Source organism: Methylobacterium sp. AC315, assembly GCF_979253755.1.
Map to the genome: position 1 here is coordinate 311,905 of NZ_CEEDEA010000005.1, position 14,625 is coordinate 326,529.

15 protein-coding genes are annotated in these 14,625 nt (G+C 69.8%); 4 read left to right on the forward strand and 11 right to left on the reverse strand.

Annotated elements, in window-relative coordinates:
- Nucleotides 1–244: 244 nt before the first annotated feature.
- The 6 genes from tatC to argS form a co-directional block, all read right to left on the reverse strand.
- Entirely contained in the window at nucleotides 245–1,045 is an 801-nt protein-coding gene (gene tatC / locus AC0IY0_RS11750; protein ID WP_147906725.1) for a twin-arginine translocase subunit TatC, read from the reverse strand.
- A complete protein-coding gene (gene tatB, locus AC0IY0_RS11755) occupies nucleotides 1,042–1,617 on the reverse strand; it encodes a Sec-independent protein translocase protein TatB (RefSeq protein ID WP_147938531.1) in 576 nt (191 codons plus the stop codon). The genes tatC and tatB overlap by 4 nt, the downstream gene beginning before the upstream one ends.
- 86 nt (nucleotides 1,618–1,703) lie before the next feature.
- Nucleotides 1,704–1,979 carry a twin-arginine translocase TatA/TatE family subunit gene (locus AC0IY0_RS11760; RefSeq protein WP_147906723.1) on the reverse strand — a complete coding sequence of 92 codons (276 nt, stop codon included), beginning with the start codon at nucleotides 1,977–1,979 and terminating at the stop codon, nucleotides 1,704–1,706.
- A gap of 172 nt (nucleotides 1,980–2,151) precedes the next feature.
- Entirely contained in the window at nucleotides 2,152–3,159 is a 1,008-nt protein-coding gene (gene nagZ, locus AC0IY0_RS11765; RefSeq protein ID WP_471763855.1) for a beta-N-acetylhexosaminidase, read from the reverse strand.
- Between the two features lie 310 nt (nucleotides 3,160–3,469).
- Complete coding sequence (locus AC0IY0_RS11770) at nucleotides 3,470–4,825, reverse strand: SPOR domain-containing protein (protein WP_471763856.1); 1,356 nt, start codon at nucleotides 4,823–4,825, stop codon at nucleotides 3,470–3,472.
- A gap of 49 nt (nucleotides 4,826–4,874) precedes the next feature.
- Nucleotides 4,875–6,626 (reverse strand): arginine--tRNA ligase, encoded by a 1,752-nt coding sequence (gene argS, locus AC0IY0_RS11775; protein ID WP_471763857.1) that lies wholly within the window; start codon nucleotides 6,624–6,626, stop codon nucleotides 4,875–4,877.
- Nucleotides 6,627–6,916: 290 nt separating this feature from the next.
- On the opposite strand from argS, the gene AC0IY0_RS11780 reads away from it, so the two are divergent.
- Nucleotides 6,917–7,339: a hypothetical protein gene (locus tag AC0IY0_RS11780; RefSeq protein WP_471763858.1), complete on the forward strand. Its 423-nt coding sequence runs from the start codon at nucleotides 6,917–6,919 to the stop codon at nucleotides 7,337–7,339.
- Nucleotides 7,340–7,363: 24 nt separating this feature from the next.
- Here the strand turns inward: AC0IY0_RS11780 and AC0IY0_RS11785 are convergent, their stop codons facing one another.
- Nucleotides 7,364–8,620: a deoxyguanosinetriphosphate triphosphohydrolase gene (locus AC0IY0_RS11785; protein ID WP_147906718.1), complete on the reverse strand. Its 1,257-nt coding sequence runs from the start codon at nucleotides 8,618–8,620 to the stop codon at nucleotides 7,364–7,366.
- A 146-nt stretch (nucleotides 8,621–8,766) separates the two neighbouring features.
- On the opposite strand from AC0IY0_RS11785, the gene AC0IY0_RS11790 reads away from it, so the two are divergent.
- The gene (locus AC0IY0_RS11790; protein WP_147856233.1) at nucleotides 8,767–9,093 is read left to right on the forward strand and encodes a HesB/IscA family protein; all 327 of its coding nucleotides are present in this window, start codon (nucleotides 8,767–8,769) and stop codon (nucleotides 9,091–9,093) included.
- Between the two features lie 151 nt (nucleotides 9,094–9,244).
- Complete coding sequence (locus tag AC0IY0_RS11795) at nucleotides 9,245–11,182, forward strand: hypothetical protein (protein WP_471763859.1); 1,938 nt, start codon at nucleotides 9,245–9,247, stop codon at nucleotides 11,180–11,182.
- A 55-nt stretch (nucleotides 11,183–11,237) separates the two neighbouring features.
- On the opposite strand, the gene AC0IY0_RS11800 is transcribed toward AC0IY0_RS11795, so the two are convergent.
- From AC0IY0_RS11800 to AC0IY0_RS11810, 3 genes are read right to left on the reverse strand one after another with little or no spacing between them, the layout of a single operon-like run.
- Nucleotides 11,238–11,972, reverse strand: a complete 735-nt coding sequence (locus AC0IY0_RS11800) for an ABC transporter ATP-binding protein (RefSeq protein WP_471763861.1) — start codon at nucleotides 11,970–11,972, stop codon at nucleotides 11,238–11,240.
- The gene (locus tag AC0IY0_RS11805) at nucleotides 11,953–12,690 is read right to left on the reverse strand and encodes an ABC transporter permease (protein ID WP_147906715.1); all 738 of its coding nucleotides are present in this window, start codon (nucleotides 12,688–12,690) and stop codon (nucleotides 11,953–11,955) included. Before AC0IY0_RS11805 ends, AC0IY0_RS11800 begins: the two co-directional genes overlap by 20 nt.
- Before the next feature lie 51 nt (nucleotides 12,691–12,741).
- Nucleotides 12,742–13,725 (reverse strand): ABC transporter substrate-binding protein, encoded by a 984-nt coding sequence (locus AC0IY0_RS11810; protein WP_147906714.1) that lies wholly within the window; start codon nucleotides 13,723–13,725, stop codon nucleotides 12,742–12,744.
- A gap of 194 nt (nucleotides 13,726–13,919) precedes the next feature.
- On the opposite strand from AC0IY0_RS11810, the gene AC0IY0_RS11815 reads away from it, so the two are divergent.
- Nucleotides 13,920–14,297, forward strand: coding sequence for a 4a-hydroxytetrahydrobiopterin dehydratase (locus tag AC0IY0_RS11815; RefSeq protein WP_147906713.1), 378 nt, complete (start codon nucleotides 13,920–13,922; stop codon nucleotides 14,295–14,297).
- A 15-nt stretch (nucleotides 14,298–14,312) separates the two neighbouring features.
- Here the strand turns inward: AC0IY0_RS11815 and AC0IY0_RS11820 are convergent, their stop codons facing one another.
- The gene (locus AC0IY0_RS11820) at nucleotides 14,313–14,534 is read right to left on the reverse strand and encodes a hypothetical protein (protein WP_147906712.1); all 222 of its coding nucleotides are present in this window, start codon (nucleotides 14,532–14,534) and stop codon (nucleotides 14,313–14,315) included.
- Between the last annotated feature and the right edge of the window lie 91 nt (nucleotides 14,535–14,625).

The following is a 14,625-nucleotide window of genomic DNA, read 5'->3' on the forward strand; positions in this document are numbered from 1 at the left end:
GGACGCGCGCAACGGCACAAGCCTCCTCCTTGTCATCCCGGGGCCGCTTAGCGGAGCCCGGGATCCATACACGCTGACAGCTTAAGGCCTTGCACCGTTGGCGTTTATAGGTTCCGGGCTCGCCTGCGGCGCCCCGGAATGACACGGCGATCGATCTTGCCGTCTTGGCATCGTCGGCACGCCGGAGGTCACAGGTCAGCGGTGAAACGCATTCCGAACCGTTGATCGCTGCCGACGCCGATCCTTACGGATCCAACCCTTCCGCGGCCCGACGCGCCGCGCGCAGCTTCTCCACGCGCGAAACGGAGAACACCGAGGCCTCGTAGAGGATTAGCATCGGCAGCGCGAGCGAGAGCTGGGAGATGACGTCCGGCGGGGTCAGCACTGCGGCCACGACGAAGACGAGAACGATCGCGTAGCGGCGCTTCTCGCGCAGGAACGCCGCGTCGATGATGCCGATCTGGCCGAGCAACGTGAGGATCACAGGCAACTGGAACGCGATGCCGAAGGCGAAGATCAGCGTCATGATCAGCGAAAGGTACTCGTCGACCTTGGGCAACAGCTTGATCGTCGGCTCGCCGGCCACGCCGACCTGCTGCAGCGACACCGAGAACTTGATCAGCAGCGGCATAGCCAGGAAGAAGACCACCAGCGCGCCCAGGATGAAGAAGATCGGCGTGGCCACGAGGTAGGGCAGGAACGCCTTGCGCTCGTTCCGGTACAGGCCCGGCGCCACGAACGCGTAGATCTGCGTGGCGATCACCGGAAAGGCGAGAAACGCGGCGCCGAACACGCTGAGCTTGATGTTGGTGAACACCTGCTCGAGGAAGTGCGTCGCGATCAGTTCGGCGTTCTGGACCCCCACGATCGAGACGTAGGGGTAGACCAGGATGTTGTAGATATCCCGGGAGAAGAAGAAGCAGCCGAAGAACATCACCACGAAGGCCGCCAGCGACTTGATCAGCCGCGCGCGCAATTCGATCAGGTGTTCGAGCAGCGGTGCCCGGGACGCTTCGATCTCGGCCTCGTCGGCGTCGCTCATCATCGGGCAGTGGCGCCGTTCTTCGGGTCCAGGGGAGCGTCGTGCGGGGTCTGAGGTTCGGGCGGCGGTCCGTAGGGATCGTCGACCGAGCCCGGGACCGGAAGCGGGGCCTCAGGCGGCACCGCGTCGGTATGCGGCGCAGCGTCAACGGCACCGGGGTCCGCATTGGCCGGTGCGACGGCGTCCTGCTCGGCCTTGAGCTGCGCGGTAGCGTCGGCCAGGGAACGCGTGTCCGCGACCGGCTTCTCGGGGCCGAGGGGCTCGGAACCCTGGCGGGCGGCGACCCGGCCCTCCACCGCACCCTTCAGCTCGTCCCGGATCGTCTGGACCGGATTGAAGCCGGAACTCGCGGTGCGGACCGTGTTGCGGATGCCGTCGACCTCCTTGCGGACCTCGTCGAGTTCGGCTTCGCGGATCGCCTCGTTGAACTGCATCTGAAACTCGCCGGCCATGCGGCGCAGTTTCGTGGTGATCTGCCCGACGGTGCGCAGCGCCTTCGGCAAGTCCTTCGGCCCGATGACGATGAGGGCGACGCCGCCGATCAGCATCACCTCGCCCCAGCTCATGTCCAGCATGTCGTCGACGGTCCCGCTGCCCTGGGATCCGGACCTCGATCCGAACCCCGTCAGGCTCTACACCACAGCGCGCGCCCTGACAGTCCTCAGACCGGCTTACGCTCGCCGCCGGGCAGATGGCTCGCCGGAACCGCGGTCCCGGGGCTCGTCTCGGCGGCGTGGGGGATGGTGCGGACCGGCTCGTTCGGCGGAGCGACCGGCTGGCTGCTGACCGGCGGCGTCTCGTCCTCGGCCATGCCCTTCTTGAACGCTTTGATGCCCTTGGCGACGTCACCCATCAGGTCCGAGACCTTGCCGCGTCCGAACAGCAGCATGACGATGACGGCAACGATGACCCAGTGCCAGATACTCATGCTGCCCATGGCAACCTCCTGCGTGCGCCCACCTGGCCGCGCCCACTTGCCTGCGCTCCCATATGGGGGCGGGACGCCACGGCCGGTTGAAGAATTCCGGGCGAACCTAGGGATCGTACCGCCCGAACACAAGCAGAGGCGGCATCAGGGACAGTGGATGCCCGCGGTGGAAGGCCGCGGATCAGGCGGCGGTCGCGAGCGCGGCCGCGAACCGGGCCCGGGCTTCGGGCACGTCGAGCCCGTCGCCGGCACGGTCCAGGCATGCCAGGGCTGCAGCGGCCCGCCTCGCGGCGGCGCCGTCGAGAGTCGGTGCCGCCTCAGCGACGGCCCGCATCTCGTCCATCGCGCCGTTGCAATGCAGGCCGACATCGATCCCCGCCGTGAAGGCGGCTTCGGTTCGGTCGCGGAACGTGCCGGTGAGCGCGTGCATCGACAGGTCGTCGGTCATCAGCAGGCCGTCGAAGCCGATGGCGCCGCGGATCACGTCGCGGATGACGGTCGCCGACTGGGTCGCCGGGCGGTCGGGATCGATGGCCGTGAAGACGACATGGGCGCTCATCGCCATCGGTAGGTCGGCGAGCGCCTGGAACGGCCGGAAATCCTGAGCGGCTAGCGCCGCCAGGGTCGCCTCCACTACCGGCAGGCCGTGATGGCTGTCGCAGGCGGCGCGGCCATGGCCGGGCACGTGCTTCATCACCGGTAGGACGCCGCCGGCCATCAAGCCTTCCGCGACGGCCCGGCCGATCTCGGCCACCCGATCCGGGGACGATCCGTAGGCCCGGTCGCCGATGATGTCGTGCGATCCCGGCGCCGGCACGTCCAGGACAGGCGCGCAATCGACGTTGATGCCGACCTCGGCCAGGTCATGGGCCATCAGCCGGGCCCCGAGCCGCGCGATCGCGGTGGCACTCCCGTTCAGGCGTCCGTAGCGGCCGCCCGCCGGGTAGGCCGGCCAGTGCGGCGGGCCCATGCGCTGGACCCGGCCGCCCTCCTGATCGATCAGGATCGGGGCGGCGTCGGAACCCAGGCAGTCCCGCAGCGCCGCCGTCAGCGTCCGGACCTCGTCCGGCGTGCCGATGTTGCGCTTGAACAGGATGAAGCCCCAGGGCCGAACGTCCCGGAAGAAGGCGGCCTCCTCGACGGAGAGCGTCTTGCCGGCGCAGCCGAGGATCAGGGCACGGGCGGTCATGCGGGGTTCTCGGTGGCCGCTTGGGTGCGGCGGAGGATATGTCGGGTTCGGCGAATCGGTGGCGGCAGAGTCGGGCGGGAACAGGGAGGCGGCAAGGCGAAACCGCGGGCCTGAAAGATTGGAGCCCGTGTCCGAGACCGAGTGTTGCGGGCGGGACTCGCGTGCACCGCCCCCCTCAGATCAGCCCCTGCCCTCTCAGGCTGGGGCGCAACACGCCCGCCCCTAGCCGACGTTCACGTCCGGCGGCGAGGCGTCGACCTCGTAGTGCACCAAATCCGGAGCCTGACCGGTGGCCGGCGCTACCGCGGCCTCAGTTCTTGGCGACGAAGCACTGCCCGCCCTCGCCCTGGAGGGTGCTGCACAGGCTGGTTGCCTCGTTCTTGGCCAGGGGCCCGACGCGGACGCGGAAGATCGTCTTGCCGTTGACCTCTGCCTGGCGGATCAGCTCGGGCTTGCCGGCAAGGCCGCTGTACTTGGCCTGCATCTGCTTGAGCGCCGCCTTCGCCTCGGCGGCGGAGCTGCGGACGCCGAGCTGGACCGAGAACCCGCCGACCGAACCCGTCTTGACGGTGTCGTCGACGGCATCCGGGGCGTCCGGGGCCGGCGTGGCCACGGTGGCGACCCGCTGCGCGGCCTTCGGGGCCGGCTTGACGGCGACGGACTTCGGCGGGGCGGCATCGGCCGCCATGGAATTCGGCGCGGCCTGGACCGGCTCGGGATCCGGCGCCGCCAGGGAGGCGGCGGCCTGGCGGCCGGGCTTGGACTTGGTCTGGGGTGGCTCGTCGGTGGGCAACACCATGGTCGGGATCGGGGCCGGCGCGGCGTCGGCCTGGGCCTCGCGCTGGACCGGCGCGGGGGGCGCCTCCGGCTTCACCGCGACGGTGCGGACCCGGCGCGGCTCGCCGAACGCCTCGAACGGGCCGTTGCCCGGCGTGGTGCCGCTCTGCGCACCGCCGGCGGGACCGGTCCCCTGCGCCGCGCGGGCCGCCTCGGCGACGTCGATGGGCTGCTCCTCGCGGTTGACGATCTTGATCTGGGCTTCCTTGGTCTTGCCCTTGGTATCGTAGATCTGCCGGTTCTGGTCCGGGATCTCGACGCCGTCGGCGACCTTCGGGGCGACCTTGAGCGGGGTCGAATCCGCCTGGACCACGGGTACGCCGCCGGCGCTGCCCGAGCCCTGCAGGCCCTTGTAGGTGAGCGCTCCCGTCACCGCCACGGCGACGATGGCGATGCCGGCGCCGACGGACGCCAGACGGCGGCGCGGGTTCACCCGGCGCAGCGAGCGACCCTCCGCGTAGTCCGCGGCGGCGGCCTCCTGCGGATCCCCGGCTTCCGCGCCGTACGCGACCGGTTCCTCGTGGGTGTCGCGCTCTACTGAGGCCAAGTACTGGTCGAAGGCGTCGGCAGGGTTCGACTTGGGCGGCTCGGGGGCGAAGCTCGGCTCGACCCGGCCGTCCCAGTTGGCCTGCGGCTGCGCGGGCGCCGCGCCGCGCATCTCGTCGCGGGCCGCCAGGAGCGCACGGAACGGGTCATCCTGTCCGACGATCCGCGCCAGCTCGGCCAGCGGATCGGGCTTGGCGCCCCCCGGGGGAACACGCCCCTGCTCCTGACGCAGATCGCGCGCAAGGGCGTCCAAATCGACCTGAGCGCGCGAAGCGTTCGTCATGGCAGCATCCTCACATCACGGCCGGTCACCGGCCCGATGCATATCGAGCCTATCGCATCTCATCCGGCGCGGTCACACCGAGCACTGCGAGGCCGGCCGCGAGGGTACTCCGTAGAGCCTCGACGAGCGCCAGCCGCGCCCAGGTCGACTTTCGGTCGGTTGCATTAACAAACCGTAATTGCGGCAAGTCTTTGCCCTTGTTCCATAAAGTATGGAGCGCGGCCGCCGTCTCGTAGAGGTGGAACGCGATCCGGTGCGGCTCGTGCGCCACGGCCGCCGATTCGAGCACGCGGGGATATTGGGCGATCAGCCGCATCACCTCGACCTCGCCGGGATCGGTCAGGAGGCTGAAATCGGCCTCGCGCAGCAACGCCGCCACGGACAGGTCCGCGCCCGGGAAAGCCTCGCGCGCCTGCCGCTGCACCGAGCGGACGCGGGCATGGGCGTATTGGACGTAGAAGACCGGGTTGTCCTTCGACTGCTCGACCACCTTGGCGAGGTCGAAATCGAGGGTCGCGTCGTTTTTCCGATAGAGCATCATGAACCGAATCGCGTCGCGGCCGACCTCGTCGATCACGTCGCGCAGGGTCACGAACTCGCCGGCCCGCTTCGACATCTTCACGGGCTCGCCCGCGCGCAACAGCCGCACCAGCTGGCACAGCTTCACGTCCAGCGTCGCCTTGCCGTCGCTGACCGCCTTCACGGCCGCCTGCATGCGCTTGACATAGCCGCCGTGGTCGGCGCCGAGCACGTCGATCAGCTCGGTGGCGCCCGCCAGGTACTTCGCGCGGTGGTAGGCGATGTCGGAGGCGAAGTAGGTGTAGGATCCGTCCGACTTCAGCAGCGGACGGTCGTTGTCGTCACCGAAGTCCTTGGTACGGAACAGCGTCTGCTCGCGATCCTCCCAATCCTCGGGCAACTGGCCCTTGGGCGGCGGGAGGCGGCCCTCGTAGACCAGCCCACGCTCGCGCAGCTCCTCGAGCAGCGCCTTCACGGCGCCGCTCTGCTGGAGGGTCCGCTCGGAGAAGAACACGTCGTGCCGGATGCCGATCGCCGCGAGGTCGGCCCGGATCATGTCCATCATCATGGCGAGGGCCGTCTCGCGCACGGCGGGGAGCCAGTGCGCTTCCGGCTGATCGAGGAGTGCGCGGCCGTGGGTCTCGGCGAGATGTGCGCCCACGGGCTTGAGGTAATCGCCCGGATAGAGCCCTTCGGCGATCGCGAACGGCTCGCCCAGAGCCTCGCGGTACCGCTGGTAGGCGGATCGGGCCAGGACGTCGACCTGAGCCCCGGCGTCGTTGATGTAGTATTCGCGCGTCACTTTGCGGCCGGCTGCGACCAGGAGGTTGCACAGGGCGTCGCCGAAGACCGCGCCGCGGCCGTGGCCGACATGCATCGGCCCGGTTGGGTTGGCCGAGACGTACTCGACGTTGATCGGGCCCCCGGGAAGCTGCGCGCGGCCGAATTGGTCCGGATCGGAGAGCGCGCTGCGGATCACATCCTGGAAGAGTCCGGGCACCAGCCGCAGGTTGATGAAGCCCGGGCCGGCGACGCTGGCCTCCAGGATGCGCGGGTCGGCGCGCAGTTCCGTGGCCAGGGCCTCCCCGAGGGCCTTCGGGTTGGTGCGGGCCTCCTTGGCCAGGACCAGCGCGGCGTTCGTGGCCAGATCGCCGTGCGTCGTGTCGCGCGGCGGCTCGACGACGACGCGGCCGAGGTCGAGGCCCTGGGGCAGCTGGCCGGCGCGGGTCAGCGCCTCCACGGCCTCGCGCACACGCGCCTCGAACAGGGCGAAGATGTTCATCGGTCTCGGTCTCGCTCGCGCGGGGATGCTGCCGCAGGGCCGTCTCGGCCCGCGCCCGCCGGGAGCCGTCTAGCAAGGGGGCGGGAGAGTGTCACGGCGGCGGTACGGGCCGGCCGGTCCGCGGAGCAAGCCGGCGTTAACCGCGCCGCTGGAACGATCGGGCATTCGGCCGGACCAGCGCAGTTTATCCCCACGCGATGACTACCGACGCCCCCCGGACCATCTTGTCTTGGGTCCCATGAGTCTATGTGATCGACAGGATCGCAAAATTCTGGATCTTGGAGATCTTCATGAAGACCTTGATGTTGGCGGGCGCGGCCCTCTGCGCGGTAGCCCTGGCGGCACCGAGCGCCGAGGCCAGGGGCTTCCGGGGCGGAGGATTCCACGGCGGCTATGGCGGCTATCACGGCGGTTTCGCCGGGCGCGGCGGTTACGGCCGCGGCTTCAGCTATGGCCGTGGCTACGGGTATCGCGGCGGCTACGGACGCGGCCTCGGTTACGGGTTGGCCGGCGCGGGCATCGGCCTGGGGCTCGGGCTCGCCGCCGGCAGCGCGTACGGCGCCTACGGTTACGGTGGCGGCTATGGCGGCGGCTATGGCTATCCCGCGGCCTATGGTGGCTACGACTACGCCTACCCGGCCGCCTATGGCGGGTACGGCGGATACGGTTCTGGGGGCTGCTATGGCAGCTTCACCTGCGGCTGCGGCTGCTGATCGCGTTCAATGCCCCGCCGGATCTCACGGTTCGGCGAGGGGAAGGCCCCGGCTCGGCAACTCCCAGTACAAGTCGGGCGTCGTCGGATAAAGCTTGCGATGGGCCAGCACCGCGTAGGTGTCGGTCATCCCGGCGATGTAGTCGGCGACTCGCCGGGCGATGCGCCCTTCCGGTGCATCCGCCAGGCCGGCGCTCCACTCTTCGGGCATCCGGGCCGGAGCCATCGTGAACGCCGCGAACAGGTCATTCACGATGGCGTCGGCCTTCTTGCGCACCGCCACGACACCGGGATGCCGGTACATCCGGGTCCAGAGGAACCGCATGATGTCGGCATCCGCTTCCGCGATGGCCGGCGAGAACACGATGACCGGCTCGGACGCGTGTCGGATGTCCTCCACGCGTCCGGGATCCAGTGCGGCGATCCGGCGGCCGCCCTCGCGGATCACATCCTCCACGAAGCGGGTGATCACGCGCCGGGCCAGCTCATGAATGACGCGGGACGGGTCAAGGCCCGGATGCAGGCGATCGATCTCGTCGAGGATGTCGGCCAGGAACGGCACCGCGCGCAGCTCCGGGATCTCGAACAGGCCGGCGCGCAGACCGTCGTCGAGGTCGTGCGCCGCGTAGGCGATGTCGTCCGCCAGGGACGCCGCCTGCGCCTCCGGTCCGGCCTGGCTCCACAGGTCCAGCGGGTTCAGGACGTCGTATTCGAGGATCGCGGCCGGGATGCCGCGCTCGACGTAGCGTGCCGTCGGCTTACCGTCCTCTGTGAGCAGCGGGCCGTTGTGCTTGACCAGCCCTTCCAGGGTCTCCCAGGCCAGGTTCAGCCCGTCGAAACCTGCGTAGCGCCGTTCGAGCCGCGTGACGATGCGAAGCGCCTGCGCGTTGTGATCGAACCCGCCATGGGCCGCCATGCAGGCCTCCAGCGCATCCTCGCCGGTGTGGCCGAAGCAGGTGTGGCCGAGGTCGTGACTCAGCGCCAGAGCCTCCGCCAGATCCTCGTCGAGACCGAGCGCCCGGGCGAGCGCCCGCGCGATCTGGCTGACCTCCAGGGTGTGTGTCAGGCGGGTGCGATAATGATCGCCCTCGTGGTGCACGAAGACTTGGGTCTTGTGCTTCAGGCGGCGGAACGCCGTGGAGTGGATGATCCGGTCCCGGTCGCGCTGGAAATCGCTACGTGTCGGCGAGGAATCCTCGGCGATCAGCCGTCCGCGCGTCCGCGCAGGATCCGTGGCGTAGGCCGCCCGCCAGCGCTCACCGTTCGGCCGCACGGCGTCCATCCTCGATCTCGCGCAGCCTGATCATGACCCCTCCCCGCCCGGCGCGTTGCGGCGCGGGCCTCGAACCCATATCTTGTAGGCTTAGGCGTGCTCGGCAACAGCCGGGCGACGCCGTCCACCGAACAGCTGCGTGGCCAGAGCTAAAGATGGCTGAGATCACCCTGACCCCCCGCGCCGCCAAGCGCATCAACGAGATCATGGGGGCGGAGCCCCCGGGCGCGTCTCTGCGCATCAGCGTCAACGGCGGCGGCTGCTCCGGATTCTCCTACGCGTTCGACATCGCCCGGTCCCGGGAGGCGCAGGACGTGGCGATCGAGCGCGACGGCGCCACCGTGATCGTCGATCCCGTGTCGCTGGAATACATGTCGGGCTCGACCATCGACTTCGTCAACGACCTGATCGGCCAGTCCTTCAAGATCGAGAATCCGCTGGCGACCGCATCCTGCGGCTGCGGCACCTCGTTCTCGCTCTGACCGGTCGCAACGGTCCTCCTCGAGGAAGGCCGTTGCGCGCCTACGACACTGGAGCCGGCTTAGGGCCCGCGCCTCCGGTGTCCGATTGCCTCGGCCGGTAAAACGCGGCACCCATGCGGTACCCCCGCCGAGCCGTGATCCGGACCCTCCCATGATCCATCCGAAGGTCCGATCCCGCCTCCGGTCGGCGTTGGCCGCGACCTGCGCCTTCGCCTGCCTCGCCGGGGCGGCGGCACCGCCACCCCTGGCGGCTCAGGAAGGCGCCGCTGCGGTCCAGGACGTGACGATCACCGACGTCATGCTGCCGCTCGGAGGGACGATGCTCCGGGCGCCGAAGTTGACGGCCAGCGGCACGCGCCTGTCCAAGGATGAGCTCGCGGCGATCCTCAAGCCCGATTCGGCCGAGCCCTGGGAATCCCGGCTGGCACGGCTCGACGCGGGCAGCCTGACGATCCCGGTGCTGAGCTCCGAGCATGCCGGCCCCGGCAACGACCGCCAGACCGTGACCTACCGCGACGTGGTCCTCCGCGACGTGAAGGCCGGACGCGTGGGCGAACTCACGGCGGCGGGTGCGACGGTCAGCGCCGTCACGGGTCCGAACCGTGGCGACGGCACCTACGGACAAGTCCGGGCGACCGACCTCGACCTCGCGGCGCTGAATCGGCTCTACACCGTTCCAGGCGACGGCAAGGGCCCTGTGCAGAAGGTCTACGGCACGATCCAGGTCTCGGACGTGACCTATTCCGACGCGCGCGGCACCACCGTGAAGATCGTGCGCCTGAACGGGCGCGACCTCGGCGGCCGACAGGTGCCGGACGGCTGGAACGGCGCGTTCGAGATCGTGGCCGCCGGCTTCCAGGGGCCCAACGACCGTCGGACCTTCGCGGCCTCCGCCGCCGACCTGATCGAGGCCACCACGTTGGGCAGCCTCGACATGCAGGGCTTGAGCGTCAGCAACACCGATCCGCAGGGACCGGTCCTGTTCGAGATCGCTCGGGCGACCTACGCCGCCGGGTCGGATGCGGGCACGGTCCTGGAGAACATCACGCTCGCCCGCGGCAGCCTGCGCGCGCATCTCGCCCGCCTCGCGCTGGCGGACGTCTCGCTCGCGCCGACCATCGCGGCTTTGCGCAACGCCGCGGCCGATCCCGCCAGTCGGTCCGGGTTCAGCGATGCCGAGATGCATCGGCTGACACCGGCACTGGGCGGCCTGACCCTGACCGATCTGAGCATCGACCTCCCGCTCGACGCCGAGCTTCCCAAGGCCGTCCCGCCGGATCCCCGCGCGCCCCCCCGCGCCTCCGCGCCCGGGAAGCCGACGATGGGTCGGCCCACCGACGGAAGGCTTTCGGAGCCCAAAAACGCGACCGTGCCGCCCGGCGACCCGCTTTCCGTCACGATCACACCGGCGCCGACACGCCGGGTGGCCCTGCGGGAAGCCAAGCTGTCCTTCGGCCCGCCGCAGGACGGCGTGCCGAATGCCGGACGGCTGACCCTCACCGGCCTGAGCCTCCCGGCGGAGTTCGTGGCCGGCGCGCCGATCATCGGCGCGCTACCGGCCTACGGCTATCGGGATCTCGACCTCGATCTCGTGGCCGACGCGGCCCTGGACGGCAAAGCCCGCGACCTGTCGCTGCGCGAAGTCACGATTTCGGGGCGCGAGATCGGGACTGTCCGGCTGTCCGGAACCCTCGGCGGCATCGGACCGGAGCTGTTCAACGGAAGCCTGCCCGCCGCCACGATGCTGATGTTCACGGGGAGCGCCAAGAGCCTCGATCTCACGGTCGAGAATGCCGGCCTGTTCGAGCGGTTCCTCGCCGCGCAATCGAAGGATCTCAGCCTGCGACCGGACGAGCTGCGCAAGGAATACGTCACCGCCAGCCTGCTCGGTGTGCCGGTGATCCTCGGCAACACGGCGGCGGCCAAGGGCATCGGGGCGGCGATGGGCCAGTTCGTGATGAAGCCGGGTAAGCTCGTTCTGCACGCCAAGTCGAAGGAGCCCGCCGGCATCGGCTTCATCGATATCGGCGCGGCGCGCTCGCCGGCAGCCCTGCTCGACCGGATGGACGTGGACGCCAAGGCGAACTGACCCCTCGGTCCATGTGTCCGCGCACCGTCCGCGCACCGTCCGCACGGCGTGCAGGCTACTCCGCGATGATCCCCGGATGTTGCGCCGCCAGGGCGGCCCGGGTGGTTTCGGCCCAGGCACGGTCGCGCTGTTTGCGCGGGCGGTCGAGCGTGACGTTCGCTATGAGCGTCGCCGGCCGCTTCGAGACGAGCAGCAGCCGGTCCGCGATCCCGATCGCCTCGGCGACGTTGTGCGTCACCATCAGGACGCTCATGCCGGCCGAATCCACGGTATCGACCACCAACCCGCGCAGCTCGGCCGCCGCGGCATCGTCCAGGGAGACGAACGGCTCGTCGAGTACCAGAACGCGCGGCGCGTCGGCGAGCGCCCGGGCCAGCGCGACGCGCCGCTGCATCCCGACCGACAGGGCCTTCGGGTAGCTGCCGCGCCAGGGCGTCAGGCCCAGCTTGGCGAACAGGGCGTCGAGGTCGCGTCCGCGCCGAGTCCGCGGCAGGCCCAGCCGGACATTGTGCTCGACGCTGCGCCAGGGGAGCAGGCGCGGCTCCTGAAAAACCATGCCGGCGTGATCGGCCCCGGAGACGCGGCCCTCGAAATCGGTGTCGAGGCCGAGCAGGATCCGCAGCGTCGTGGTCTTTCCGGCGCCGGACGGCCCGATCAGGCAGACGATCTCGCCGGCTCCGACCGCGAACGAAAGGTCGCGGACGGCTTCCACCGGCTCGGCGCCCTTCGAGCGGTAGCGCTTCGCGTCGATCGCGACCTGCAGGACGGGTTCAGCGCCAGCGGCGGACATGCGCTTCGAGCCGCTGGAGGAGGAGGACGTCGATGCCGATCATCACGGTCATGAAGACGAGGCTGTAGCCGATGATCGCGGCCACGTCGGTGCTCTGCACGAAGTAGTAGTTGATCGCGAAGCCGACCCCGTCGGGCCGCCCCAGCAGCTCGACCACCAGGACGATCTTCCAGGCGAGCGACAGGCCGGAACGGGCCGCCGTGACCACGTAGGGCTGGAGCTGCGGCACCAGCACGTCCAGCGCCCAGGTGCGCCGGTCGAACCGGTAGGCCCGGGCCATCTCGTCCAGGCCGGGATCGAGGTTGCGGGCGCCCTCGCGCACGATCACCGCGACGTTCGGCAGCTTGTTGAGCACCACGGCCAGGATCGCGGCGGTCTCGGTCAACCCGACCCAGACGTAGGCCAGCACGGTGATCACCAGCGCCGGTGTGTTGAGGAGGACGAGGAGCGGCGTGTCGAGGGTCAGGTCGGCGGCCTTTGAGCGGCCGAGCGCCACCCCCAGCAGGATCCCCAGCACCATCGCCACCGCGAAGGAGATCGCGACCCGCAGTAGCGTCATCCCGACATTGTGGAACAGGTCGCCGCGCTCGGCCTCCTGCAGGATGAAGCGCAGCACCGCCATCGGAGCCGGCAACAGGCGCGAGCCAGCCTCCAGCGCGGCGAATTGCCAGGCGGCGAGAAGGACGATGAGGGACGCGATGCGGGTTAGCGCGCCCATGCGGTTCCGGCGATCCGGATTCCCGCCCTGAACGCCAGCCTGGCGGGCAGCTCAGCCATCGCGTCCGTTGTCGTAATAGAGGTCCGGCGGCAGCCCGGCGCCCTTGCCGACGAGGCGGGCACCGCCGAGCCGGGACATGACGGCGTAGAGCTTCTCGGCGTCGGTTCGCTCCGCCGCCACCGTCCGGCGCGGGATGCCGGCCAGGAAGTCGCGCTTGAGAGCCTCGAACGTCGCTTCGTTCTCGGCTGCCATCAGCGGGCGCACGATCTCCCAGGTGCTCGGGTCGGAGGCCAGCATATCCTTGGCGGACCGGGATGCCCGGGCGAAGCCCGCCACGGCCTCGGGCTTCTCCTTCACGATGGCATCCTGGAACAGGTAGCCGATCAGGGAGACGTCGCCGGCGACACCGAGCGCGTGCATGATGTCCTCGGCGCCGACGAGCCGGCGGAAGCCCTTGGCCTCGAGCCGGGCGCAATAGGTCCAGTAGGTCAGCGCCGCGTCGAGGGCGCCCTGTTCCAGCTTCAGCGTGATCAGCGGCGGTGCGCCGTACGCGATCTCGGTGGCGCGCTCGAGATCGATGCCGGCGGCATCCCGGGCCTGCGCCCTCAGCAGCAGCCAGTTCTTGTCGAGGGGGCCGCCGGCGACGCCGAAACGCTTGCCGTCGAGGTCCTTGAGGCTCTTGATCGGGCTGTCGGCCGGCACCATCACGGCGCCCTCCGAGGTCGAGTACGGGATGAAGCGCACGGCCTGGCCGTCGTTGCCGAGGCGGGCCGCCCAGAGCAGGTCGCCGATGATCGTGTCGACCTGTCCGCCGATGAAGCTGATCCGCGCCGCGTCGTTGCCGGCGAGCTTGACCGCGTCGAGCTGGAAACCGTTGGCGGTATCCAGGCCGCGGGCCTTGATCACCGCCGCCTCCCAGGTCGAGGTGCCGAACGGTAGGCTCCCCAGGCGGATCGCCGGCACGTCCGCCCGCGCCGCCCGCAGGCCGAGGCCGCCGAGCAGGCCGCCGGCGAGCATTGCGCGCCGTGACAGCATCACGCCTTCTCCCATCGTATTGTGCGGTCTTGGACGATCGCAGACTTGGGCGTGGACTTGTCCTGACGCCGTTGGAAAATGGTCATAGGGCCCGCATGGCGCTCCGTCCACCGGGGCCGGCGCCCCTGCGCGCTTGCGCGCCGCCGACGGCGCGGGCACCCTCGGCCTCCGACGGAACGAAAAGGACGAGGCGAATGACCGAACGGCGCGAAGGCGTTCTGGACGAGGCGGCCGTGGAAGCGCGGCTCAAGGCGGAGCTACCGGACTGGCGGCTGGAGGACGGCTGGATCCGCCGCACCTACAAGACGGCGGGGTGGAAGGGCACGCTCATGGTGATCAACACGGTGGGCCACCTCGCCGAGGCCGCCTGGCACCACCCCGACATCACGGCGTCCTACGCCTGGGTCGAGGTTCGGCTGATGAACCATGCGGCCAAAGGCATCACCGAAAAGGATTTCGCCCTGGCCAAGAAGATCGAAGATGTCGTGTCCTGGCAGCCGGCCCTGGAGGGACAGGGTCTGGAGGGCACGCCGTCGGATCCGCGCTTCGCCTACATCAAGTACGACAAGTAGCGGGGCCGCATCCGGTCACTGCGGCTCCTTCACCCGGCGGCACTCGGTCTTGAGGTAGGCGGACTTGCCGATCTCGTCGCGCCGCTCGGTGCGGGCGATGATCTCCTGCCAGCCGGTGGCGCAACCGAGCTCGTTGGCGACGCGGACCTTGCGCACCTCCAGCGCTTCGGCATCGGTGCAGGCCTCCTGGGCGATCCCGTTCGCGCAGACCAGGACGACGGCGATGAAGGCGTTCATGCGGGCGGTGCTCCTCGGCTCCAGGCGCCTTACGCGTCGGAACAGCCGGGAGTTTCCAGCCACTGCGCGGCAGGCATGCGGGGGGAAAAGA